The sequence below is a fragment of the Acidobacteriota bacterium genome (genome assembly GCA_016196035.1).
GTDB lineage: Bacteria > Acidobacteriota > Blastocatellia > RBC074 > RBC074 > JACPYM01.
This window is the reverse complement of sequence record JACPYM010000117.1, coordinates 103,999-129,506: the sequence shown is the minus strand read 5'-3', so window position 1 is coordinate 129,506 and position 25,508 is coordinate 103,999. Positions and strand designations below refer to the sequence as shown.

Annotated in this window: 12 protein-coding genes and 1 pseudogene; 10 read left to right on the top strand and 3 right to left on the bottom strand. The window is 57.9% G+C overall.

Annotation, left to right across the window (positions count from 1 at the left end; translation table 11 throughout):
• The first annotated feature begins 389 nt into the window (after positions 1 to 389).
• Positions 390 to 5,174 (top strand): FG-GAP repeat protein, encoded by a 4,785-nt coding sequence (locus HY011_33150; GenBank protein MBI3427796.1) that lies wholly within the window; start codon positions 390 to 392, stop codon positions 5,172 to 5,174.
• A gap of 85 nt (positions 5,175 to 5,259) precedes the next feature.
• On the opposite strand, the gene HY011_33145 is transcribed toward HY011_33150, so the two are convergent.
• Positions 5,260 to 6,240 carry a serine/threonine protein kinase gene (locus HY011_33145; protein ID MBI3427795.1) on the bottom strand — a complete coding sequence of 327 codons (981 nt, stop codon included), beginning with the start codon at positions 6,238 to 6,240 and terminating at the stop codon, positions 5,260 to 5,262.
• Between the two features lie 263 nt (positions 6,241 to 6,503).
• Here HY011_33145 and HY011_33140 point away from each other — a divergent pair, with 263 nt between their 5' ends.
• Positions 6,504 to 7,391 (top strand): sugar phosphate isomerase/epimerase, encoded by an 888-nt coding sequence (locus tag HY011_33140; protein ID MBI3427794.1) that lies wholly within the window; start codon positions 6,504 to 6,506, stop codon positions 7,389 to 7,391.
• A gap of 90 nt (positions 7,392 to 7,481) precedes the next feature.
• Positions 7,482 to 8,573, top strand: a complete 1,092-nt coding sequence (locus HY011_33135) for a sugar kinase (protein MBI3427793.1) — start codon at positions 7,482 to 7,484, stop codon at positions 8,571 to 8,573.
• A gap of 92 nt (positions 8,574 to 8,665) precedes the next feature.
• On the opposite strand, the gene HY011_33130 is transcribed toward HY011_33135, so the two are convergent.
• Entirely contained in the window at positions 8,666 to 9,364 is a 699-nt protein-coding gene (locus HY011_33130; protein ID MBI3427792.1) for a response regulator transcription factor, read from the bottom strand.
• The gene (locus tag HY011_33125; GenBank protein ID MBI3427791.1) at positions 9,361 to 11,334 is read right to left on the bottom strand and encodes a HAMP domain-containing histidine kinase; all 1,974 of its coding nucleotides are present in this window, start codon (positions 11,332 to 11,334) and stop codon (positions 9,361 to 9,363) included. The genes HY011_33130 and HY011_33125 overlap by 4 nt, the downstream gene beginning before the upstream one ends.
• 441 nt (positions 11,335 to 11,775) lie before the next feature.
• Here HY011_33125 and HY011_33120 point away from each other — a divergent pair, with 441 nt between their 5' ends.
• The 7 genes and pseudogenes from HY011_33120 to HY011_33090 all read left to right on the top strand — a co-directional run bounded on the left by HY011_33120 (position 11,776) and on the right by HY011_33090 (position 25,436).
• On the top strand, positions 11,776 to 12,999 hold the full coding sequence (locus tag HY011_33120; GenBank protein ID MBI3427790.1) for a hypothetical protein: 1,224 nt from the start codon (positions 11,776 to 11,778) through the stop codon (positions 12,997 to 12,999).
• A 184-nt stretch (positions 13,000 to 13,183) separates the two neighbouring features.
• The gene (locus tag HY011_33115; GenBank protein ID MBI3427789.1) at positions 13,184 to 13,669 is read left to right on the top strand and encodes a Spy/CpxP family protein refolding chaperone; all 486 of its coding nucleotides are present in this window, start codon (positions 13,184 to 13,186) and stop codon (positions 13,667 to 13,669) included.
• A 159-nt stretch (positions 13,670 to 13,828) separates the two neighbouring features.
• Positions 13,829 to 15,784: a YHYH protein gene (locus HY011_33110; GenBank protein MBI3427788.1), complete on the top strand. Its 1,956-nt coding sequence runs from the start codon at positions 13,829 to 13,831 to the stop codon at positions 15,782 to 15,784.
• A 137-nt stretch (positions 15,785 to 15,921) separates the two neighbouring features.
• Entirely contained in the window at positions 15,922 to 17,964 is a 2,043-nt protein-coding gene (locus HY011_33105; protein ID MBI3427787.1) for a YHYH protein, read from the top strand.
• Positions 17,965 to 18,354: 390 nt separating this feature from the next.
• A pseudogene (locus tag HY011_33100) lies at positions 18,355 to 20,124 on the top strand (SAM-dependent DNA methyltransferase).
• Between the two features lie 656 nt (positions 20,125 to 20,780).
• Positions 20,781 to 22,127, top strand: a complete 1,347-nt coding sequence (locus HY011_33095) for a restriction endonuclease subunit S (protein ID MBI3427786.1) — start codon at positions 20,781 to 20,783, stop codon at positions 22,125 to 22,127.
• A 228-nt stretch (positions 22,128 to 22,355) separates the two neighbouring features.
• Positions 22,356 to 25,436, top strand: a complete 3,081-nt coding sequence (locus HY011_33090; protein ID MBI3427785.1) for a type I restriction endonuclease subunit R — start codon at positions 22,356 to 22,358, stop codon at positions 25,434 to 25,436.
• Positions 25,437 to 25,508: the final 72 nt, after the last annotated feature.

Genomic DNA, 25,508 nt, shown 5'->3' with positions numbered 1-25,508 from the left:
CCCCGAATACTGACCGCTTTGTGTTGTTGCCCAGCGTTGCCACCCAACGCAAAACACGCTTGTTGGTTACATCGGTTTTCCCCCGTTGGCGCAAGTCAGAGAGCACAATCCGCAGCTCGTCGTTCCTTTCCATTTATCCATAGGCATTTATGAATCGTTGTTGGGAGGTCCCTATGCGTATCGCGCGCTTTGCATCAGTTTTAGTTCGACAGCTCCGTGCCGCCGTGCTGAATCGTCAAGCGCGTCACGCCTCAAAAATAATTACTTTGGGTTTCGTCGCGTTGTCGCTCGCCATTAGTGCTTTCGGTTTGAGCCTTGCCGCGCCAGCCTCTTGGCCTAAGCCGCTCAGCCAACAGTTTCGTGAGACAAAAAAGACTTTCGTTCAAGCGGTGCGCAACCTGGCCGCAACAGCCGCTCTACCTGGCAGGCTGGCGGTTGATATTAACGCGAATGCCGTAGCGACGGTGTCGGCGGCAAGTTTTGAAGCCGGAGCGGCACCTGATTCGATTGTGGCTTCTTTTGGAGCGGGTCTTGCCACACAGAATGCTTCGGCAACTACAACACCGTTGCCCACGCAACTCGGGGGAACGACAGTGGAAGTAAATGGAGTGCGAGCGGGTTTGTTTTTTGTGTCGGCGGGCCAAGTTAATTATGCGATTCCTTCGACGACCCTTTACGGGACAGCGAATGTCGTGATCCGTTCCGGAGATGGCACCGTTTCAAACGGAACCATCCAAGTTGTGCAGGTAACACCTGGCATTTTCTCAGCAAATGGCAATGGGCGCGGGGCAGCCGCAGCGGTGTTTTTGCGGGCAAGAAGCAATGGAACCCAATCCTTTGAGACGACAGCTCAGTTTAATACGGGGTCTGGTCGCTTTATAACTAAGCCAATAGATTTAGGGCCGACAACTGACCAAGTCTATCTCATCCTTTACATGACTGGGCTACGTTATTTTGATCCGCCAGCAAGAGAAAATATCAGTGTGTTAATTGGCGGAGAACAGATTCCCCCAGACTTTGCCGGTGCTCAAGGGGGCCTAGTCGGTGTTGATCAACTTAATGTCAAAGTCCCCCGTACTCTCTTGGGCAGAGGTGTAATTAGCGTTTCTGTTTCAGCAACTGGCTTCGGTTCCTCGAACTTAGTTGAGATTGAGATTGCCGGTAATGGCACCGGACCTACCACGCCGCAGATCATGAGCCTGACCCCACAAGATGGAATTGGTGGTCAAGCTGTGGCTGGAAAGAGTCTTATTATCACTGGCTCAGGATTTTCTTCGGATAAAACCGCCAATAAAGTTTATATCGGCCCTGGCGCCACCGAAGCCCAAGTTATGACTGCCACACCTACCAGGTTGGAAGTGGTGGTACCTTTTGGCGTCGAGACCGGCACAGTCAAAGTTGCCACGCCCAATGGTGAAGGCGTCAGTACTAGCGTCGTACCCATTGTCACTTCGATCAGTGGAATCATCGAAAATACCAATCGCCAACCGTTGGTGGGTGTCAATGTTCGCCTCTCGAATGGCGCTTCTACTACGACTTCCGCCGAAGGTACGTTTGTGCTGGCGGATGTGCCGGCCACGGCGCATTCCGTTTTTATTGATGGTGATTTGATTCCCACGCAACCGCCCTATCCGAAGCTGACAATGAAGATCGTCGCTTCGGCCAATCGTGATAACAAATTTGCGAGTGCGATTGCCTTGCAACAAGCCACCGGGTCGAGCAGCACCATTGGTTCTGGTTCAGCGGCAACTGCGGGCGGAAGCAATTTGCGGGTGGCGAGTTCGGCGCAACAACAACAACCTACACCACAGCCGCCCACCACGAATATCCAAACCGGCAATTTCAGTCTGCAAGTCGCCGCAAACGCCAAACCCGTCTTTCCCGATGGCAGCGGTAGCGGGAAGATTTACTTGACCCCGGTGCAGAATGGCCGGACGCCCGTGGATCTGCCGACGGGGGTGTACAGCACGAGCATCGTGCAGATCACGCCGTTTGATACCAAAATTCCGGAGGGCGCGAAACTGGTTTTCCCGAATGATGGCCGTGCTGTGGGAGCGAGCCTGAAGCTTTACCGTTATGACAGTAGCGGTAGTATCGGCCGCTTTGCGGAAGTTGAAGGGGCTAAGATTACGATCTCATCCGACGGCAAGTATCTCGAAACCGGGTCAGGTGATGTCAAGGAAGCGAATATCTATTTTGCGGCGCAAGCTTCGGCGAGACCGTCTCCCAACGCTTCGACGACGGTGCAAGGACAGGTTTTGTGCTGCGTAAATGCGAGTGGCCAAATCGTTGGCAATCATGCTGACCCGGTTAGCAAGGCCAACGTCAAGGCGCGTGGTCAGGAAGCCGAAACCGATGGCAATGGCAGTTATATCCTGCCCAATGTTCCGGCCACCGCAGGCGAAAACATCACCGTGGATGTCACTTACAGATTGCCCAGCGGGCGCGTGGCACGGGCGCAAAGTTCCGATGCCAAGGTCGAGGTTGGCAGCATTACAAAAGTCGAGCCGACTTACCTGCCCAGCGAGTCTGTCAATCGTGCGCCGGTGATTCTGGCCCCGCCAAAGGTCGAGATTCCGGTGACGCAGACCTCCGACATTGGCTTGGTGATTTCCGATCCCGATCCCGGGCAGCAAATTTCGGCGACGGTGATGGGCGCGAGTTGGGCTTCGTTGATCAAGGTGCAAGGGACCGGCACAATCGTTAACGCCAATGCTTATCTTTTGCGATTGACGCCGCCCGCGCGTGGGTCCTTCTCGTTGACGATCACGGCTGATGATAAACAGGGAGGCACCGCCGTACATAACCTGACGGTTTCCGTAGTAGATCAAAACCGTCCGCCCACGGCCAATAGTCTGGATTTGGTGACCGATGAAGACACGCCGTTGACGATCAAATTGACCGGCACTGATCCGGATAATAATCCGCTGACTTACAGGATTTTCACGCCGCCGTTGAATGGCGGGCTGAGCGGCACCGCGCCAAATCTGACTTACATTCCGAATGCGAATTTCAATGGTTCGGACATCTTCACCTTTGTGGTCAATGACGGCAGCGTGAATAGCGCGGCGGCGGCCGTGGTCATTACGGTCAAACCGGTGAACGACGCGCCCGTGCTAAGCGCGCCTGCGGCGGTCACGAGCAATGAAGGGCAACCGCTGGTGATCAACTTGACCGCCACGGATGTAGATCAGGGGCAAACGCTGACGATCACGGGAACGAATTTGCCCGCCAGCGCGACTTTGTCTGCGACTACGCCAACCAGCGCGCAATTCAAATGGACGCCCAGCTTCACACAGGCGGGGAATTACACCGTCACCTTCAAAGTTGCCGACAATGGCACGCCGCCCTTGAGCGACACGAAAGAGGTTAAGATCACGATCCTGGACGTGCCGACGTTGTCGGTGCCCGGCCCACAAACCGTCAACGAAGGTCAATCGCTGCTCTTTGATGTCGCCGTTCCCGGAGGACAAGCCGGTAGCACTGTAACGGCCAGCAACTTGCCCGAGGGGGCGGCGCTGACGGCGACCAGCGCGGGCATCTGGCAATTCAAATGGACGCCCGGCTATACGCAAGCAGGCGGTTACACCGTCACTTTCCGGGCCATCACCAATGGCAGTAGTGAAAGCAAGGATGTGCGCATCACGGTCTTTGACGCGCAACGTGAACTGAGCAAGGAGCCGGGCGATCTCACGATTTACGGCGCGCATGGCCCGGTGCCGCGCAATGTTTTGGATGCGGGCGATGCCACGGGCACGAGTGTGGCAACGGGCGATTTGAATGGCGACGGCATTGCGGATCTCGTCATCGGCGCGCCTTTCGCCAACAACGGCACGCAGGACGTGGGCCGCGATACAGGCGCTGTCTATGTCTTTTTTGGCAAAGCGAGCCTGGGCGGTACGCTTGATCTGGCGCAGCAGAAACCGGATGTCACGCTGTATGGCGAGCGTTCTTATGATTCCTTCGGCGCGAGCTTGGCGATTGGCGACATCAGCGGTGATGGGAAACCCGATTTGATCGTGGGTGCCCCGCTGGCGGATACGACTGACCGGCGCGATTGTGGCAAAGTCTACGCGCTGTTTGGGCCTTTCCCGCCGGATGGTTTGGATGCCAACAAGGCTGCCATCATCACACGCATCGCGGGGTTGACGGTGAATGGCCTCAAGGCCGGTGACAGATTAGGTGCGAGTGTTGCCGCCGGGCATCTGCGCAGCAAAACCGGCCCGCTGGATTTGTTGATAGGCGCGCCCGGTGTGGATGTGAAATCCGACCTGGCGGCTGATCTGATTGCCACGGATGCGGGGGCTGTTTATCTGTTTGCCGGTGGCGCGGCGCTCAGCAAAGAGCTTGATCTGGCGAGAACCGCAGCCACCTACACGCTGCTGGGCGATACTTTGCTGGGCAGCGGGCAGCTTGGCAGTGCGCTGGCGGTCGGCAATTTCAATGGCGATGATTACGACGATTTCGCCACGGGCGCTCCATTTTCGAATGGCGCTTTTGCCCGCGCGGCTGGTTTTGCTTATCTGGTCTTAGGGAATGCCGGCCTGACGGGCACGAAAACCGCGACGGTGCCGAATGTCGCCTTCTTCCTGTCAGGCACCAGCGATAACGACAACTTTGGCGCGGCGGTCGCGCTGGGCGACATCAATGGCGACGGGTATGCCGATTTGATTATGAGCGCGCCCAACGGCGATGGACAGAACAACGCGCGTCAAAATGCCGGCGAAGTTTTTATCTTTTACGGCGCCGCTGGGGTGCAGGCGAAAAACACCGTGATTTATGGCGTCGGGCGCACCGGCGACGCCTTTGCCGATGCGCTCGGTACCAATCTGGCTGTCGGAGATTTCAATGGAGATGGCATTGCCGACTTGGTAATCGGCGCACCGGGTGCCGATCTCATCAGCGACAAGCGCGATCCATCAGGCGCGGCCTACCTCATTTTGGGTACGCGCGCTTCATTGCCAAGCACGTATGACCTGGCGAGCAAAGCGGCGGATTTGACGATTTATGGCGCCAATGCGGGCGACCGCTTGGGCGCTGGAGGCTTGGCGTTTGGCAATCTGAATGGGGCGGACGTGCCTGATCTGGTGTTGGGCATCCCGCGTTCTGCCAGCGTCAACGGCGGGCGTGCTGATGCCGGTGAGGTGCGCGTGGTATATGGCGTGAGACGTTAAACCTGAAGGCAAAACCTAAACACGAAACGCGCGGGAGGTCTCACAGCTTCCCGCGCGTTTCGTGTTTTGGCTGTCAGCCATTGGTTCAGTTCCAATGCAACGCGTTTTGCAATTCGCGTTTGAATTCGGCGGCGTGTTGTTGGCGGTTGTGCGGTTCTTTTTCCAGCGCGCGCAGAATCTCAGCCTCGATCACCACGCTGATCTCGGGATTGAAATTGCGCAACGAAGCCGGGCGCTCGTGCAAGACTTTGCCCGCCAACTCGCCCACCCGGCTCGCCTTGAACGGCGGTTGTCCGGCCAGCATTTCATAAGCGATCACGCCCAGGCTGAAAATATCGGCGCGCGGGTCGGCTTCGGCCCCCAGGAATTGTTCCGGGCTGAGGTACGCCGGACGCGAGGGCAATTGGCCGATGTTTTGTAACCGCGCGGTCTTGCCCGGTTGATAGGCTTGTCCGCCTGACACACGCCCAAAACTGAAATCCACCAATTTCACGCGGGGTTGTTCCAGGGTTGGGTCTGGCGGCGGCAAAATAATGTTTTCGGGTTTTAGATCGCGATGCACCAGCCCGGCGCAATGGGCGTCGTGCAAAACGCCCGCGATGACGCACAACAGCGGTACGGCCTGCTCGACCGTGAACTGGCCCACGCGCCGCATTTCACTGCGCAACAGGGTGCCCGGCGTAAGTTCGAACGCGACGTAAGCGCCGCCTTCGTCCAGCAGGCCGAAGGCGAAAATCTCTGCCAAGCCCGGATGTTTGAAACCCGCCGCGAGTTCGGCCTCCCGCAGAAAACGATCATTCGCGCGCGGATCGAGCATCGCGCCGGCGCGGATGAGTTTGATGGCGACGGGTTGCTCGTCAACGACATCGAAACCGGCAAACAGCAAGTTGCTGGCGCCGCGCGTGACGATGCGATCCAGCCGGTAGCGTTCATTCAGCAGATGCGGCGTGGCTTCGACGGTGACGAGTTCGATAAAACAATTCGGGCAAAGTTGCTGCCCCGGCCCGAAACACTGTTTGCACGAAACACACTCGCGTAAATTGCCGGATTTTGGTTGTGGGGACATCGCGGTACTCCTGAAACGATGATCTTGGTTTGCTTGCGTTGCGCCGCGTACAGGTGGGATGCGATGAATTCTCGTGTGGACAGCTTCAACGCGCGCGGAGCTTAGCATAGGTGTCAACCGCCTGCGTAGCGGATTTTACGCTTGCGCAGGCTCACCGCAAGACTGGCCGCAAGTCTTGTCGCAAGTGGGCAGCAACGTTACAATTTGCCGCACTTTTCAACCGCGCTCATCGCAATCAACATGAATTTCTAGGAGACACTCGCATGGCGGATTTGACTCGCAGGGAATGGCACCAGCTTGCGCTTGGCACGCTGACCGCTTCCCTTTTTTCGACCGCGTTACCCGGCAGGCTATTGGCGCAGGCCAAACCCAATTCCAAAATCAAAGGCGTGCAAATCGGCGCGCAAAGTTACAGCTTCCGCGACCGCTCGCTCGAAGACGCCCTCAAAGGTTATCTCGAAGTCGGTCTGAACTGCTGCGAGTTGTGGGCCGGCCACATCGAACCGCGCGGACTGAAGCGCGACGAGTTGCGCAAATGGCGGCTGACCACGCCGCTCAGCCAATTCACCGCCATCGGCCAGCAGTTCAAAACCGCCGGGATTGAGCTTTACGCATTCAACTACAGCTTCCGCGACGATTCGACGGATGAAGAAATCGAGCGTGGCTTTCAAATGGCGCGCGCGCTCGGCGCGAAATGCATCACCTCTTCGGCGCAAGTCAGCGTCGCCAAGCGTGTGGACGTTTATGCCAGGAAATACAAACTCCGCGTCGGTATGCATAACCACTCCAACATCCACGCGAACGAATTCGCCACGCCGGATGATTTCGCCAAAGCGATGGAGGGCAATTCCGAGTACATCGGCATGAATCTCGACATCGGCCATTTCACAGCAGCTAATTTCGACGCGGTGGATTATCTGACCAAGCATCACGCCCGCGTCGTCACGCTGCACATCAAGGATCGCAAACGCAACCAGGGCGACAACGTGCCTTTTGGCGAAGGCGATACCCCGATCAAAGCCGTGCTTGACCTGTTGCTGCAAAACAAATGGAAGATTCCCGCCAACATCGAATACGAATACAAAGGCGCGGACACTGTTGCGGAAATGAAGAAGTGCTATGCGTTTTGCCGCCAAGCACTCGGCGGGTAAGCTGAGATTGCCCACGAAGCCACACGAAGAATCACAAAGAAAGAAGAACAACTTTGTGATTCTTCGTGTGGCTTCGTGGGAGAAAACGAGATGCAGATAAAACCAAAAGAACAATGCAAATGGGACATGGTCGCGCTTGGCGAAGTGATGCTGCGGCTCGATCCGGGTGATGGGCGCATTCACACCACGCGCACGTTTCAGACGTGGGAAGGCGGCGGCGAATATAACGTCGCGCGCGGCTTGAAGCGTTGCTTTGGCATGCGCACCGCTGTGGTGACAGCCTTGGCCGACAATCCGGTGGGCCGTCTCGTGCAGGATTTGATCTATCAGGGCGGCGTAGATCAGTCGCACATCAGATGGGTCAAATATGACGGCGTCGGGCGCGCGGTGCGCAATGGCTTGAACTTTACTGAACGCGGCTTCGGCGTGCGCGGTGCGGTCGGCTGTTCAGATCGCGGCCACACGGCGATTGCGCAACTCAAACCCGGCGAGATTGATTGGGAAAAGATTTTTGGCGTAGAAGGCGCGCGCTGGTTCCATTGCGGCGGCATTTTCGCCGCGCTCTCCGAAACGACGCCGCTCGTCGCCAAAGAGGCGATGGAAGCCGCGCGCAAACACGGCACGATCATTTCCTACGATCTGAACTACCGCGAATCGCTCTGGCAGGGCATCGGCGGCCACGCGCGCGCGCAGGAAGTCAATCGCGGCTTGGCCGAATTGGTAGACGTGATGATCGGCAACGAAGAGGATTTCACCGCTGCGCTCGGCTTTGCCGTCGAGGGCGTAGACGAACATCTCGCCGACCTCGATCCGTCCAATTTCAAAAAAATGATCGCCCTCGCGGTTGCGCAATACCCCAACTTCCAAGTCGTCGCGACGACATTGCGCAACGCCAAAACGGCGACGGTCAATGACTGGGGCGCAATCTGTTACTACGCCGGCCAGTTTTACGAAGCGCCCTTGCGCGAGAATCTGGAAATCTTTGACCGCGTCGGCGGCGGCGATTCGTTCGCGTCCGGCTTGGCGTATGGCTTTTTGACTGAGCAGGGCGCACAGCGGGCCATCGAATACGGCGCGGCACATGGCGCGTTGGCGATGACGACGCCGGGCGACACTTCGATGGCGACGCTGGCCGAAGTCGAAAAAGTGATGAAAGGCGGCGGCGCGCGCGTGGCGCGGTGATTTGCCACAGAGGCACTGAGACACAGAGCTAAAAAAAAGCCGCCCCATCAAACTCTCTTATTCCTCTGTGTCTCTGTGCCTCTGTGGCAAACTTATTCTGCCTGCGCTAAAAACTTGTAGCCGAACCCGCGTACCGTCAAAAAGTGGCGCGGGTTTTTCGCGTCGTCTTCCAGTTTTTGCCGCAGCCAGCCGACATGCACATCCACCGTGCGCGTCTCGATGTCCGACGCATAACCCCAAACCTCTTGCAACAACTGCTGGCGCGAAAGTGTGATGCCGGGCCGCTCGATGAAAAAACGCAGCAGTTCAAATTCGCGCGCCGACAGCTCGACCGCTTGGCCGTGGCGGCGCACTTCGGTGCTGGGGAAGTTGACCGCGATTGCGCCGAAATGAAAGCTCTCAGATGAGGAAGAGGCAGCAACGGACGGCGCAGTGCGCAAACGCGCCTCGACACGCGCCAGCAGTTCCAGCGAATCAAACGGCTTGGTCAAATAATCATCCGCGCCCAGCTTCAGTCCCAGCACCTTGTCAATGATTTGGCCGCGCGCGGTCAACATCAGAATGGGCGTCGTCACGCCGCGCTGGCGCAGATCGCGGCAGACGTCGAAGCCGTTTTTGCCCGGCAAATTCACGTCGAGGATCACCAAGTCAAAGCGGCCTTCGCTCGCCAACGACAGACCCGCCAAACCATCCGGCGTGGTCTCAAATTCGTAGCCTTCATTGAGCAGCAAATCGGTCAGCGCCAGCACCAGACCGGGTTCATCTTCGACCAGCAGGATTCGTTTTTTCATGAGCCGTGTTCCGGGATGATGGCAGGCAAATGCAGCGTGAATGCGGTGCCGGCGCCTTCCGCCGTTTTCACCGTCACGCGCCCGCCCATCGCTTGCAAATGCCGTTGCACCAGACTCAAGCCCAAACCCGCGCCGGGAATGGTGGTCGCCACGATGCGCGGGCTGCGATAGAACGGCTCGAAGATGTGCGGCACATCCGCCGCTGCAATGCCGGGGCCGTGATCGGCGATGGTCAGTTGCACTTCGGTGCGTTGACGCGCCGTCATTGTGGTCGCGCTCAGGCTCAGCCAGCGGCCAGCGGCGGCGTATTTTTGCGCGTTGTGCAACAGGTTCTTGAGCGCGCTTTCCAACGCCTGGGCATCGGCCAGCACGGGCGGCAGCTCCGCAGGCAAGTTACATTCGATCTGCCAGCCGTCGGCGGCAAACACGGCGGCGTATTCGGCCAGCGCGTGTTCGCAAACTTCAGCGAGGTTGAGCGGGCGCAAGTCGTAGAGCTTGCGTCCCGATTGAACGCCCGCGAAGGCGAGCATCTGTTCGACCTGGTTCGACAAGCGGCGCACTTCGGTTTGGATGGCCGCACCGTACTGTTGCACGCGCGCGGCGTCTTTGACCATGCCTTGCGCCAGATTGTGGCTGGTGGATTGGATGACCGACAGCGGCGTGCGCAACTCGTGCGAAACGCCCGCGACAAATTCCAATTGTTGCGCGGCCAGGCGGCGGGCGCGCTGCGTCGCCACAATCATCAACACAAAACTCGCGGATAGGATCAGCAGCACGCCGAGCGCCAGCGCCAGATTGCGGCGGCGCGCCTGCGCAATCGCCGTGTCCACCGAGCCGGAAACATCCTTTACGACCAAGCGCCAGGCCGCCGGGTCAGCGGCGGCATTGAAGGCCGTGAATTCTTCCCGCAGCCTGCGGCCTGTACGTGGCGGCCCGGCCTCTGGCGGCCCTTCATTCGGCGGCCCTTCAGGCGGTGAGCCTGCGTCGGGTTGTCCAGCGCGCGGCGGTGGCGGTGGTGGCGGTGGCGGCGGGCCATTGGGCGGGCCAGCTTCCTGGCTGGTTTGAATGCGGCGCGTGAAAAGCACCAGCGCCGCGTCGGCGGTGACAAATGCGTCGGCGGGTGCGGCGTTTGACACATACAGCGCGCGTGGCGGCTGGCCGGTCAACAGCGCCAATTGATAACCCTCCATGCCGCGTTGGCCGAAGTACCGCTTTAACATTTCCGGCAGCCATTGCGTTTGCATATAGGCCGCGTCGAGTTCGAGGAAAACCCAGCCCGCCAACTCCGCCCGGCCCTGCGGCAGCTTGGCGGGGGCGGGTGTGAGCGAATTGAAGAATTCCTCAAGCTTGCGTTGCGGCAACCTGCCGGGACGGTCAGCAGCGTCGGGCGAGGCCGCCAGTTCGGCTTGGCGCGCGGCGTCTTCGACCAATTGAAAGACGAGCACGGGCTTGTCGGCGGAAAACTCCTGCACCAGATCGCGCGGCGTGAGCGGCAACTCGCCCCCGCGTGTGCGCAAACGCTGGGCAAGCATTTGGCGATAGGGCCGCAATGCCACAGGCCAGGGCTGTGACGTGAAAGCGGCGGCATTGCCAGCGCGGCGTTTGAAGACGGGCGTGCCCGCCGCGTCCAGCGTGGCGAAGCTGACGGCTTCGACCAACCGCGCTTCGGCGCTTTCGGTTTGCCAGCGATTCAACGCGGCGTTGAGGCGCGGTTCCCAAGCCGTGCCGGGCGTGACGCCCAGGACACGTTGATAAAATTGCAAGGTGTCGCGCAACCGGCGGTCAAAGTCTCGTTGGAAGTTGCGCAGCGTCATTTCCAACAGGATGTGCCGCAGTTGCTGATCGGCTTCGCTGACGCGATTGATCCAGCGGTATTGCAATATGGCGGTCAACAGCAACAGCACGCACAACGCCGCGCCGCCGCACAGCAGCCAGTTGGCCCGCATGCTGGTTTGGATTCGTTGCCACATAGCGCGCGCATTTTACGTCAGCATTGCGGTGCCTGACATTGCCCGCCCGCGAATTTACCAGCCTTTTACAAAGCGCCCGCTTGCTTACCTGGAATTTACAGTGCGCCGCGCGCTTTGCGTTTATAGTCCGCCTCGCAAATGAGCAGCGAGGTAACACGCTGCGCAACGGCCCCAACGCATATTGATGATTTCCTGGGAGCGCAGGCATTCCTGCCTACTACAAAAGAAGCGGCGCAGCCTTCCTTATTCTCTCTGACGGGATGAGGAACGCTACGCGGCTTTCCCCCGGCAGGCAGGATGCCTGCGCTCCCAGGGATGGCCCCGACGAACAAGCTACACCGGCAACCCACAGCAATAAATCAATCGTGACTGGGGCCGTCCCGGAAGGGGGGCAGTGTGTCCGCGTCACGCTAACGCCACGCTCATGGAGGATGAATCAAGATGAAATTTTTGAAGCTTTCGGTGCTCGTACTTTTCGTGACGATGCTCACGTGGCCCACCACGTTGGTGCGGCCAGTGGCTGGGCAACAAGGTTTGACCGAAGCCGCCACTGGCTTTGATAACAAAACCAACGGCATGGTGGATCAAACCACTTTCGATCATGACCGCGAAACATTTGAAGAACGCGACGAGATCGAGAAAGGGCTGGGGCCGGTTTACAACGCGCAAGGCTGTGTCGAATGCCATCAGAACCCGGTCACGGGCGGCATCAGCCAAGTGACGGTGTTGCGCGCCGGGCATCGCGACGCGCAGGGCAACTTTGTCGAAGCGCCCGGCGGTTCGCTGATTCACGACCGCGCCATTCACCCGTCGTTGCAGGAATACGTGACGTATGGCGAAACCATTCAAACCTTCCGCACCTCGCTGACCACACTGGGCGACGGTTATGTCGAAGCCATCGCCGATGAAACTCTGATTCAGCTTGCTCGCCAACAGGCCCGTGACACGCGCGGCGCAATTGCCGGGCAAGTGATTCAGGTACCCCTGCTCGAAGCGCCCGGCCAGACGCGCGTGGGCCGCTTCGGGTGGAAGAATCAGCACGCCAGCTTGCTGTCGTTTTCGGCGGATGCTTATCTGAACGAAATCGGCATCACCAGTTATTTGCTGATGGAAGAGAACACCTCGATGGGACGTCCCATCGCCGCTTTTGACAACGTGCCGGAACCCGAAGATGCGGATGGCGATATTGACGTCTTTGCCCGCTTTATGCGCGCCAGCAAAGCGCCGTCGCGCGATGAAGCGTTGGCCGCCGCGCCGGAAGCGCGCGCGGGCGCACAGGTCTTCGGCGTGATCGGTTGTGCGGTCTGCCACGTGCCAACTTTGCAAACCGCGCCGCCGGGCACGTCGCTCAACGGCGGCTCATTCGTCGTGCCGCCTGCGCTCGGCAACAAGCTCATTCATCCTTACAGCGACTTCCTCTTGCACGATGTCGGCACGGGCGATGGCATCGTTCAAAACGGCGGCCCGGCGACGGCCAGCAAATTGCGCACGCCACCGCTCTGGGGCGTGCGCACGCGCAATCGCCTCTTGCACGATGGCACGGCGCTGACCTTTGACGAAGCCATCCTGCGCCATCGCGGCGAAGCGGCACAGGTGATGTCGCGTTATCGTTTGCTGAATGGATTGCAGCGCGGACAGGTACTGGCTTTCCTGCGTTCGCTCTAAGCGCAAAAGGAGGGCGGAAAGAATTGTTCGCCCTCCTTTTGCGCATGCTTTACCAGCCCTTTACAAAGCGCATTGCTGTTTACCCAGGGTTTACACACGCCGCGTTGCTTTGTGCGTATAGTCCGGGCAGTGCAACAAGACATCTGGCAAACAACAACGGACTGCAACCAAAGGAGAGCAAGACATGAAATTTCCCAACACACTGAATGTCCTGAGCGTGCTGGCCCTGGGCGCCGGCCTGTTAATGACAATGGCTTTCGCCCAAGGACACGGGCCAGGTGAACGCGGCCCCGGTGGCCCGCCGCCGCCGGATGGCGGGCGAATGCGGCTGCATTTTCTCGATCTGAGCGACGCGCAAAAAGCGCAAGTCAAAACAATTCAAGACACCGAAGACGCCCAGGCCGAAGCGTATTTTGACAAACTCCGCGAGGCGCACGAGGCGCTCGAAGCGGCGACCGCCAAGGGTCAATTCAATGAAGCGCAAGTGCGCGCGTTGGCGGCGGCCATCGCGCAAAGTGAGATTGAGTTGACGGTGATTCGCGCCCGCAAAGACGCGGCGATTTATCAGGTGTTGACGGCGGAACAACGCGCCAAGCTCGATCAATTCCACGCCGAGCACGAAGCGCATCGCCCGCCTCCGCCGCGCCCTGAACAAGAACGCTTGTGCTGATTTTGACGCGCAGCGTCTTTGGAGTGCGTGCGGCACAGGCCGCCGCTTTGGTAATCCTTTGAATCGTAGCTAGTGAAGGGCATACCAAAGCGGCGGCCTGTGCCGCACGCACTCCAAAGGCTTCGCCAATTCGAGAACGCAACTGGGAGGGAGCAGAACATGAACAAAGTTACATTGAGCAGCGCCATCCTCTTGTTATTGATTGGCAGCGTGGCCGTGTGGGCGCAACCGCCGCAACAGCAAGGCGACGGCATTTGGGTGCGCAACGCCTATTACGGCGAAGCGCAAACCTTTGACAAATGCCTGGGCCATCAACCCGGCAACGGCCAATATCACCACCACGCGCAGCCCGTCTGTTTGCGCGCGCAACTCGAAGACAATCTCGTCACCGTCAACACGGGCCGCACCGGTACCGTTTATCGTGAAAAAGCTGCGCCCTGGGTGCATTCGCCCATTCTCGGCTGGGCGCTCGATGGCTATCCGATTTATGGGCCGTATGGTTTTGCCGATCCCAACAACCCCAGCAGCGCGATCAAACGCATGAAATCGAGTTTCAAGTTGCGCTCTATCACGCAACGCACCTCGCTGCCCGACTGGGCGCTGGCGCATCATCCGAACATCCCGCAAACGCTGGCGGCGAATCAGTATGGGCCGGATGTGTCCGACACCTTTCCGCTGGGCCGTTACGTCGAGGATTTTGATTTCGTCTCGGGCGCGGGCGATTTGGATCAGTACAACGGACGCGCCTGCGTAACGCCCGAATTCCCCAACGGCACCTACGCTTATTTCGTGACGCTGGATGAGAACGGCACGCCCGCGTTCCCCTACATTATCGGGATGCAGTATTACGGCAACGTCGCGGGCAGCAACAATGCCGTCGCGCCCGCCACGGCACAGGGCTATTTCGCCAACGGCGCGTTCACGCAAACCGTCCCGAATGCGCCGCAACTCAATGCCTGGCTGACCAAAAACTCGCAACAGGACGCGCGCGTGGTGAGCGGCTTTGATCCTTCCGCCGGAGCCAAAACGACGTGGCCGGTTGAGCGCCCTGCGAATGCACAGGTCAGCGGTGGTGTGACCGCGCCGGTCAAGGCCGATCCGCAAACGATCAGCTACACCGACGCGGCGGTGTATGTTGCGTCGAATAATCTGGGCAGTTACGTGATGGGGCCGTGGTTTATTGATGGCGGCAATGGTGGCGTTTTCATGAACTTTCCCGCCGCGCAAAACTTCCGTGTGCAATTGCCGCGCACGCCCGCCGCCGCCGCGACCAAACGCACAACTGGGCTGGGCGCAGTCGGCATCTGGGTGAATGGCGTGGCGGTTTTCAACGTGCTGGACGGCGCGAGTTACAGCAATGCGCAACGCAACGATGTGGGCGGCGGCGGCGTGCGCCTGAGTTCCATCCACGTCTCGGCGGCGTCGTTTGAAGGCGGCCCGACTGCGCCCGGCGCGCTGCTGTCGGCCTTTCCGCTCTTCGGCGCAAAACTGGCGACCGGCACGGCGGCGGCGGATTCGCCCGCCTGGCCGACCACGCTCGCGGGTAGCGTCGTGACGATTCGTGATGCGGCGGGCGTCAATCACACCGCCACGCTGGCCTACGCCGCGCCGGGGCAAGTTAATTACCGCGTGCCTGAAAATGCCGCGACCGGCTTGGCGACCGTGACGATTGCGGCGGGCGGCGTCTCGATTCCCGGCGCAATCAACGTGGTCGCGGCATATCCCAACCTCTTTCAAATCGGCGGCGAGAGCATAGCGGCGGGTTATTTGATCCGCGTGCGCAATGGACAGCAAAGCTTCGAGCCGGTCTATCAGGTCAGCAACGCGGGCGTGATTACGCCGGTGCAAATTGATCTCGGCCCCGAATCCGATCAGGTGTATTTGATCTGTTTTGGCAGCGGCTTGGGCAAGAGCGCGCAAGTGAGCGCCAGCTTTAACAGCAGCGGTGGTGGCGTCAGCGTGACGCCAGCGTTTGCCGGGCCGCAGGGTACTTTCGCCGGGCTGGATCAATTCAATCTGTTGCTGCCGCGCGCGCTGGCGGGCAAGGGCAAAGTCAGCGTGATCGTAACGGCGGAAGGGCGTGGTTCAAACCAGGTCAACTTGACGATCAAGTGACAACCTGGGTGCGCACCGCTGCCAGCGTGCGGTCTCGGCAGCAGACCGACAGATGCTGAAAGGAAACCTTCCGGCATCAATCCGTCCCCCGCCGAGACCGCACGCTGGAAGCGATGCGTACCCAGGCGAACCTCGCAATGAAACACAGAAACTGGAAATACATCTTCTGCTGGTTCTGCTTACTCGTCCCGTGCGCGCGCGCAGCGGAGCCTGTCACCACCGCTTGGATCACGAACCCCGCCGCCAGCACGAATCGGCCACTGGCGCGCGTGCAACCCGAAGTTCACGCCGTCAACGTGCGCGATCAGTATATTGAACTGCAATCGGCTGGCCTTTCGCTGTACTACCTCGGCCCGTTGCAAACGCCGCTCGCTCAGGTCGAACGCTTGCGCCAGTTCATCTTCCACATCCCGCGTTTTCCCGCGCCCGCCAGCGCCAACGCGCATCCCAGCGTGCGGCCTGATGTGTTGGGCGTCTTCGTCAATGGCGTGCCGATTTACAACCAATTCGAAGCGGCGTCGTATCAAGGCCAGAATCTTTGGCATTTCGATCCGCTGGCGGGCGGCGATGACGGCACGCGCGTGGCGAATGGCTATGCGCGCGACGCGACGCATACGCTTGATTTGGGCTTGCTTGAAAACCTGATTGCCGACGGCACGCGGCACTCGCCCTTGCTGGGCTTTGCCTTTGACGGCTATCCGATTTATGGGCCGTGGGGTTATGTGAATGGTGAAACACAAAGCCTGCGGCGCATGCGTTCGGGTTGTCAATTGCGCCGGATTGAACGCCGCACGGCTTGGCCTGATGGAACAGCGTTGACGCCCAGCCAGTACGGCCCGCCGGTCAATGCCGACTTTCCGCTCGGCACGTTTAGCGAAGATTACGAATACAGCGCAGGTACAAGCGATCTGGATGAATTCAATGGCCGCTTCGCCATCACGCCTGAATATCCGGCGGGCACCTACGCCTATTTCCTTTCGACCGATGCGCGCGGGCGGCTGGCTTATCCATACCTGCTGGGCGGGCGCTATTACGGACAAGTGGCAGAGGCAGAATTGAAAACAGCGTTTCGTGACGCGGCTGCTGGGTCGGAGGATTGCCCAACCGCAGGCAGGGAATTACTGGCGCTGACCAAGCCGCAACTTGAATTGAAAGCGTATGGCGAAACACTCGCCGCCGGGCAACCGTTGCGCCTGAGTTTTGCCGTGCGCCAAACGAACGGCGCGCCTGTGCGCGCGCTCGAATACGTGCACGAACGACCGTTGCATCTGCTGGTGGTTTCAGAAGACCTCGCCGAATTCGCGCACATTCATCCTGTGCTAGTGGCGGGTGATCGTTACGAAGTCACGCACACGTTTCCACACGGCGGGCGCTGGCGTTTGTATGCCGACTGCACGCCGCCCGGCAGCGCGCAACGCGTCGAAAGTTTTGTGTTGACGTTGAGCGGGCCAGCACCTGCCGCCACGCCGCTCGTCGCCGATGCCGTGTTGCAAAAAGAGCAAGTCGGACTCAAGTTGAATTTGGCGCTCAACCAACCATTGCGCGCGGGCGAAGAGGTTGAACTGGCCTTCACCATTCGTGACGCCAAGAGCGGCCAAGCCATCAGCGACCTCGAACCTTTTCTTGGCGCCTGGGCGCATTTCGTCATCATTGACGAGCGGCAGGAAAGTTTCATTCACGCCCACCCGCTCGAAGCGCCCCAGTTTGCGCCAACGCCAACCGCGCCGCACGTGCACAACGAAGCGGCGCTCGGCCCGCCGCCCGCGATAATTCGCACGCTGACCAGTTTCCCGCGCGCGGGCTTGTACAAGCTCTGGGCGCAATTTCAACGCGGCGGCCAGGTCATCACGCAACCCTTCGTCTTGCAGGTCGGCGCGGCGCAACCGCCATCCGCCACCGTTGCCGTGGCGATTCCGTCGCACGCCAGCAAGCTGGAACTCGGCCCACACGGATATGAACCCGCGCAGTTGACGATTGCGGCTGGCCAACCGGTCACGCTGGCGGTGACAGCCCGCCAACGTCCCGGTTGCGCCAGCCGCATCGTCTTCCCCAGTTTAGGGCTAACGCGCGCCTTGCCGCTGAACGGCACGATCTTGATCGAATTGCCCGCCTTGCCTGCGGGCGAACTCAGCTTTGGTTGCGGGATGGGCATGTACAAAGGTGCGCTCATCATTCGATGAGCAAGCTTAGCCGCCCGAAAATTTTTGGGAAAAATTCAGCCGCCTCAGCAAGTGCCTGTGCCGCAACCTTACTACAACGAAAACGCTTGGAGCATTCCGCTCAATCCGGTACCCGCCGTGCAACCGATCTCAGCCAAAATGGCCCTATTCACCGGCGTAAACCGCGCGGCTGCACCACGCCGGCAGAAGCTTGGACTCTAAAAACACTTGCCGCCACTCTTGCCTGCCTTTTCCGGCCTCAGCCCCGCGTTTCAAATTATTGACAATCTCATAGGCTGATGAGAAAACAACCGCGCGTCCAGGTCCCGGCTTATTCGCTTCAAATAGATCGAATCGTTGACAGACGCGCTCCATTTTTGGCCAAGCTATCACATTGGAAATTACCATCTCATGAAAAACTTCGATGCCTTCAAACAACACGGCGACATCATCTGGAATATCGCCAACCTGCTGCGCGGCCCGTATCGTCCGCCGCAATACCGTCGCGTGATGATTCCGCTGACCGTCTTGCGCCGCCTTGATTGCGTGCTGGAAGAAAGCAAAGCCGCCGTCGTCGCGTTGCACAAAAAACTTGCGGCAGAAACCAAACTCAACGAAGCCGGAAAAACCGTCGCCAGATACGATGCCGAAGCCATCGAGAAGATCATCAATCAAAAGTTCAGCCTGAACTTTCACAACACCAGCGATTTCACGTTCAAGAACCTGTTGGGCGATCCCGACAAGCTGGCTCCGAATCTGGTGAAGTTCATGGCCGGGTTCTCAGCGCGGGCGCGCAAGATCATCGAAAAGTTCAACTTTGCCGACGAGATTGAAAAGCTGGAAGAAGCCAACCGGCTGTTTGAGGTCGTCAAAGAAATCGCCGCCGTAGACTTGCACCCTGACACCATTCCCAACATTGCGATGGGTTACGTCTTTGAAGACCTCGTGCGGCGCTTCAATGAGCAAGCCAACGAAGAGGCCGGAGACCATTTCACGCCGCGCGAAGTCATCAAGCTGATGGTGCGCGTGCTTTTCACTTACGACAATCTGGTTTACCGCGAAGGCAAGGTCATCAAGATTTACGACCCGACGGCGGGCACGGGCGGGATGCTTTCGGAATCGGAAAAGCTCATCATTGATCCTGAAACCGGACTGAACCCCAGCGCCAACCTTGAACTTTTCGGGCAGGAATACAACCCCGAATCTTATGCAATCTGCGGCTCTGACCTGATGATCAAAGGCGAAGACGTAAAGAACATCGTTTACGGCAACACGCTCGGCACGGGCAAGTCTAAAGAGGGTTTCACCGATGGCGACGGACACCCGAATGAGCGGTTCCACTACATGCTGGCCAATCCGCCTTTCGGCGTCGAGTGGAAGCCGGAGAAAGATCACCTGACGCGCGAACACGAGCAGTTCGGTTTCAAGGGACGTTTCGGCCCCGGTTTGCCGCGCATCAATGACGGCGCGTTGTTGTTTCTGCTGCACATGATTTCCAAGATGGAGCCTGCGCCTGTTGCCAAAGGCGAAGGTTCGCGCATCGCCATCGTGTTCAATGGCTCGCCGCTTTTCACGGGCGACGCAGGCAGTGGCGAAAGCAACATCCGCCGCTGGATTATCGAAAACGATATGCTCGAAGCCATCATCGGTTTGCCCGATCAGCTTTTTTATAACACGGGCATTTCGACTTACGTCTGGATTGTCACCAACCGCAAACAGCCTGAGCGCAAAGGCAAGGTGCAACTTATCAACGGCACTGAGTTCGCCTGGAAGATGAAAAAGAGTCTGGGCGACAAGCGCAAGCAGATTGGCGACGGAACCGAAGGACAGCCCAATCATATCGAAGTGCTGACCAAACTTTATGGCGATTGCAAGCACGACGCGCGAATGACCATCGGCGAGATTCAGACGAATGTTGACGCCAAACGTGACCAGACCAAGAGCCTGTTTGTCAGCAAGGTTTTCGACAATCAGGATTTCGGCTATCTCAAGATCACGGTTGAGCGTCCGTTGCGGTTGAATTTCGCCGTGACTGACGAACGCATCGCGCGATTCAAACGCACCAGCGCCTTTGTCGAACTCGCCATTTCCCGCAAGCGCAAAAACAAAGCCAAGATCGAAGAAGAAGAGTTGTTGGGAGCCGAAGCGCAGGCGGCCATCCTTGAAGTGCTGGAAGGAATGAAAGGCCTGAATGTTGTAGGGCAGGTTCACAACCTGCCCTATTCCGGTCAGGTTGTAGGGCAGGTTCACAACCTGCCCTATTCCGGTCAGGTTGTAGGGCAGGTTTCCAACCTGCCCTATTCCGGTCAGGTTGTAGGGCAGGTTGAGAACCTACCCTACAAAGATCGGGCGCTGTTTGCCGAACAATTGGCAGAGGCTTTTGACGCGGCTGGGATCAAACTCGACAGCAAATTACAGAGCGCGTTGCTCTCGCCCGGCAGTCTGGGCGAGCGCGACCCGTCCGCCGAAATCTGCCGCGACAAGAAAGGCAATCCCGAACCTGACCCGGAGTTGCGCGATACCGAAAACGTAGCGTTCCCGCCGGGCCTCACGTTGCCGCTGCCGCTCGATTACGAAGGCAAGAAAAACAAAGGTAAGGTGGACGTAGCGCCGTTGCTGGCGCTGGTGCGCGACCATTGCGAAGCCTACCTTGCCGCCGAAGTGCTGCCCTATCGCGCGGATGCGTGGATTGACCACAGCAAGATCAAGGTCGGTTACGAAATCCCATTCAACCGCCACTTTTACGAATACGAACCGCCGCGCCCGCTGGACGAGATCGAAAAGGACATCACGGATTTGGAGAAGGAGATTATGGCGATGCTGAAGGAGGTGGTGTGATGGCTTATCAGGCTTACGCCGATTACAGCGAGATTGAACCCGATTGGCTGGGCGTATTGCCGCGCCATTGGTCGTTTCGCCGACTCCGTTTCGCAGCATCCGAACCGCTGATGTATGGAGCCAACGAAGCCGCTGTTCTTGATGATCGCGGACTGCCACGTTACATCCGCATCACCGATGTCAAAGATGACGGCACTCTTTACGATGACACGTTTCGTTCGCTTGAAGAGGATGTTGCCGCTCCTTACTTGCTTCAGGACGGTGATATTTTGCTTGCTCGCAGCGGTGCTACCGTTGGTAAAAGTTTTCAGTATTTGTCTAGTTGGGGGAAGGCTGCCTATGCTGGATACTTGATTCGGTTTCGACCTGACCAATGCGTGATCTTTCCTCGCTTTGCAAATTACTACTTCCAGACAGCTTGTTATTGGGCTTGCATCAACTCGACGCTGATTCAGTCAACGATTGAGAACTTCAGCGCGGAGAAATACAAAGAACTTAAGCTGCCGCTTCCCGGAGAGAGCGAACAGCAGCAAATCGCCGCGTTTCTGGACTGGAAGACGGGGCAGATTGACGCGCTGATTGCCCGGAAGCGGGAGTTGCTGGAAAAGCTCAAGGAAAAGCGCCTCGCGGTCATCACTCAAGCCGTTACCAAAGGACTCAACCCCGCCACTCCCCTGCGCGATTCCGGCATCCCCTGGCTCGGCCAAGTGCCGCAGCATTGGGAGATTGTTCCGCTCGGATTTCTAATGACAATGTCCGGTGGCATGACTCCCAGCATGGCAAACTCAGAGTATTGGGATGGTGACATTCCTTGGGTAACTCCAAAGGATATGAAGCAACCCCGTATATCAGACTCGATTGATCACATTACAGAAGCCGCATTAAGAGAAACGGCAATCCCCCTCATTGCAGTGAACGCTGTTCTAATTGTGGTGAGAGGGATGATATTGGCTCATTCATTTCCAACGGCTATTACAGAGCGTGCTGTGACGATCAATCAAGATATGAAGGCGCTCCGTTGTGGGGAACAACTCAACGTAGAGTATTTGTTTTGGTGCCTTACTGGATTTGCAAAAGTCTTTTCAGGGTTGGCGCAAGAGTCCGCGCACGGCACTCGCAAGATGGAGACTGAAACACTCAAGAAGTTTCTAATTCCCGTGCCGCCATTGCTCGAACAAACAGCTATTGTGGGACACTTGATTATTCAGCTTCAAAAACTTGATCGGTTAATGGAATTAGCTGAAGTTGTCATCAACCGCTTAACCGAATATCGCACCGCTCTCATCACTGCCGCGACGACGGGCAAGATTGATGTGCGCGGCGTCAAGATTCCTAAAGCTCCGTAGGAGCGGGATGTTTATAGCAGGCGGCCAATCGGTTGCGTTAGCTCCGTAGGAGCGGCATCTGCACATTTCGCTCCTACGGAGCTTGGTGCTGTGTGGCGATGGCTTCTATAAACATTTCGCTCCTACGGAGCTTGGTGCTGTGTGGCGGATGGCTTCTATAAACATGCCGCTCCCTACGGAGCTTTAACCGTTTCTCGAATTTTTCGACGACCGCGAAACCGAACCACCATGAAAAAACACACGGAAGCACGACTCGAAGACGCAATCATTGACCACCTGACCACGCAGGGCGGCTATGTCTTTGTGGATTACCGCGACGGCGCGGCGAAAGATCGTTACGACAAGGTGCGCGCGCTCGATCCGGCGCTGGTGCTGGACTTCATCCAAACCACGCAGGAGAAGATGTGGAAGAGCCTGGTAGCCATTCACAAAACGGAAACGGGCAGCGTGGTGCTGGATCATCTGGTCAAGGAACTGGACACGAAAGGTATGCTCAAGGTGTTGCGGCAGGGCTTCAAATGCTACGGCAAGAAACTGCGCGTGGCGGTCTTCGCGCCCAACAACCGCATGAACCCCGATACGCTGAAGCTGTATGACCAGAACGTATTGACGGTGACGCGGCAGCTTTATTACGGCGCGACACATTCCAAATCGCTCGATCTGGCGCTGTTCCTCAACGGCCTGCCCATCGCGACGGCGGAACTGAAAAATCCGCTTTCCGGCCAGACGGTTGAAGACGCCAAAAAGCAATACAAGAAAGACCGCGACCACCGCGAACCGCTGTTCGAGTTCACCAAACGCACGCTGGTGCATTTTGCTGTGGATCAGGATCAGGTGTTTATGACAACGCGGTTGAGCGGCGACAAGACACATTTCCTGCCGCTGAATCTCGGCAATAACGGACACGCGGGCAATCCGCTTGCGACTGACGGAGGCTACCGCACGGCGTACCTGTGGCGCGAAATCTGGCAACGTGACAGCCTGCTCGACATTCTGGGGCGCTTCATGCATTTGCAGGTCGAAGAAAAGCGCATCCTCACCGATGAAGGCATCAAGAAGATCACCAAAGAAACGATGATCTTTCCGCGCTATCACCAACTCAATTCGGTGCGCCAAATCATCGCGCACGCGCGCCAGCACGGAGCGGGCAGAAATTATCTGGTGCAGCATTCCGCCGGTTCGGGCAAATCGAATTCCATCGCGTGGCTGGCGCATCGGCTGGCCTCGCTGCACGACGAAGCAGACAAGAAAGTGTTCGATTCGGTTATCGTTGTGACCGACCGCCGGATTTTGGATCAACAACTTCAGAACACGATTTACCAGTTCGACCACAAACAAGGCGTCGTGCAAAAGATTGACGAGGATACGCGGCAATTGGTGCAGGCGCTGGCGAACGGCACGCCGATCATCATCACGACGCTGCAAAAGTTTCCGTTCATTGCCGAGACGCTGGAAAAGCTGCGCGCGGATGATTACCCAGGGCTTGCGATTGCGACGAAGGATAAACAATTCGCCGTCATCGTGGACGAAGCGCACAGCTCGCAATCGGGCGAAGCTGCGATGGATTTGAAAGGCGTACTGAACGCCGACCGCATTCAGGCCGAGGCCGCGCAATTCGTCGCCGATCAGCGCATCGAAGAAGACGAAGACGCCGATCAATTGGCTGGTGTGGTCAGAGAAATGATGAAGCGCGCCAAACAACCCAACCTGAGTTTTTTCGCCTTCACCGCCACGCCGAAATTCAAAACGCTGAAGGTCTTTGACGAACCCAGCCCCATCACGGGGCAAGCGCCGTTTCACCTTTACACGATGCGGCAGGCCATCGAGGAAAAGTTCATCCTCGACGTGCTGAAAAACTACATCACCTACGAAGCCTATTTTCGGCTGGTGCAAGTCGGCGATGACGACCCGCACGTCTTGCGCAAAAAAGCCTCGCGGGCGCTGGCACGCACGCTGACCTTTCACGAAGTCAATCTGCGGATGAAAACCGAAGTGATGGTCGAACACTTCCGCACGCACGTAAAACACAAAATCGGTGGACGCGCCAAAGCGATGGTCGTAACCGAAGGCCGCTTGCACGCGGTGCGATACAAGCAAACCTTTGACAGTTACATCAGCGAGAAAGGCTATACCGATGTCAAAACGCTGGTGGCTTTTTCCGGCATCGTCGAAGACCCGGACGCGCCGGGAAAAACCTACACGGAAGTCGGAATGAACGGCGGCATCAAGGAAAGCGAATTGCCGGAACGATTCGACAGCCACGAATATCAGGTGTTGCTGGTGGCGGAAAAATATCAAACGGGCTTTGATCAACCGTTGCTGCACACGATGTATGTGGACAAGAAACTGACCGGCTTGCAGGCCGTGCAAACGCTCTCGCGGCTGAATCGTACTTGTGCGGGCAAGGAAGACACGTTCATTCTCGACTTTCGCAACAAGCCGGAAGAAATCTATAAAGCGTTCAAGCCCTATTACGAAGACACGCCGTCGGAACCGCTGACGGATGCGCAACACCTTTACCGGCTGCAACACCAGATCGAAGAAACCCGCTTGATTCACGAAGAAGAAGTGAAGGCTTTTTGCGCGGTGTATTTCAAACCGCGCCGCAAGGAAACCGTCCACGATCAAGCCCAAATGAACGGCATCCTTGACCCGGCAGTTGAGCGATTCAAGGAACGCGACGAAGAAGAGCGCGAAGAAGTGAAAACCCTGCTGGTGAACTTCCGCAATATGTACGGCTTCCTGTCGCAGGTCATCCCGTATCAGGATTCCGACTTGGAGCAGCTTTATACCTATCTGCGCTTTTTGCTGACCAAATTGCCGAAGCGCGACACCGGCCCCGGTTATCAACTCGAAGACGAAGTCGAGTTGCAGTATTACCGCCTGCAAAAAATCAGCGAAGGCCAGATTGACCTCAACACCGGCGACGGCAAACCGCTCAAGGGGCCGAGCGACGTAGGCACCGGGCAGGAAGACCCAAAGATCAAGCTCTCCGAATTGATTGACATCCTCAACGAACGCTTCGGAACTAACTTCACGCTGGCCGACCAACTATTCTTTGACCAGATCCAGGAAGAAGCGATTGAGAGTGAGACGCTGAAGAAAGCTGCTGCCGCTAATTCCAAAGATGACTTCCGCTACGTCTTCGAGAAAGCCTTTGAGGGACTGGTCATTGACCGCATGGAAGGCAACGAAGAGATTTTCGGCAAGCTCATGGCCGATGGTGAGTTTCGGAAGCTGGCTTTGGAGCACCTGCTGGAAAAGGTCTATCGGGCATTGAAGCACGAAGGCCGCAAGACGGATGGGTAAACTGTTGCCGGCGGCGCGAGCACGATCCTTCCGCGAAATTTTAGGGAATAGTTCGGACGTCTCGTGCTCCAT

Coding starts and splice junctions, on each gene's coding strand:
- HY011_33095 (MBI3427786.1), top strand. CDS start 20,781: ATGGCTTATCAGGCTTACGCCGATTACAGCGAGATTGAACCCGATTGG.
- HY011_33130 (MBI3427792.1), bottom strand. CDS start 9,364: ATGAAAAAACGAATCCTGCTGGTCGAAGATGAACCCGGTCTGGTGCTG.
- HY011_33110 (MBI3427788.1), top strand. CDS start 13,829: ATGAACAAAGTTACATTGAGCAGCGCCATCCTCTTGTTATTGATTGGC.
- HY011_33115 (MBI3427789.1), top strand. CDS start 13,184: ATGAAATTTCCCAACACACTGAATGTCCTGAGCGTGCTGGCCCTGGGC.
- HY011_33135 (MBI3427793.1), top strand. CDS start 7,482: ATGCAGATAAAACCAAAAGAACAATGCAAATGGGACATGGTCGCGCTT.
- HY011_33105 (MBI3427787.1), top strand. CDS start 15,922: ATGAAACACAGAAACTGGAAATACATCTTCTGCTGGTTCTGCTTACTC.
- HY011_33145 (MBI3427795.1), bottom strand. CDS start 6,240: ATGTCCCCACAACCAAAATCCGGCAATTTACGCGAGTGTGTTTCGTGC.
- HY011_33125 (MBI3427791.1), bottom strand. CDS start 11,334: ATGTGGCAACGAATCCAAACCAGCATGCGGGCCAACTGGCTGCTGTGC.
- HY011_33140 (MBI3427794.1), top strand. CDS start 6,504: ATGGCGGATTTGACTCGCAGGGAATGGCACCAGCTTGCGCTTGGCACG.
- HY011_33120 (MBI3427790.1), top strand. CDS start 11,776: ATGAAATTTTTGAAGCTTTCGGTGCTCGTACTTTTCGTGACGATGCTC.
- HY011_33090 (MBI3427785.1), top strand. CDS start 22,356: ATGAAAAAACACACGGAAGCACGACTCGAAGACGCAATCATTGACCAC.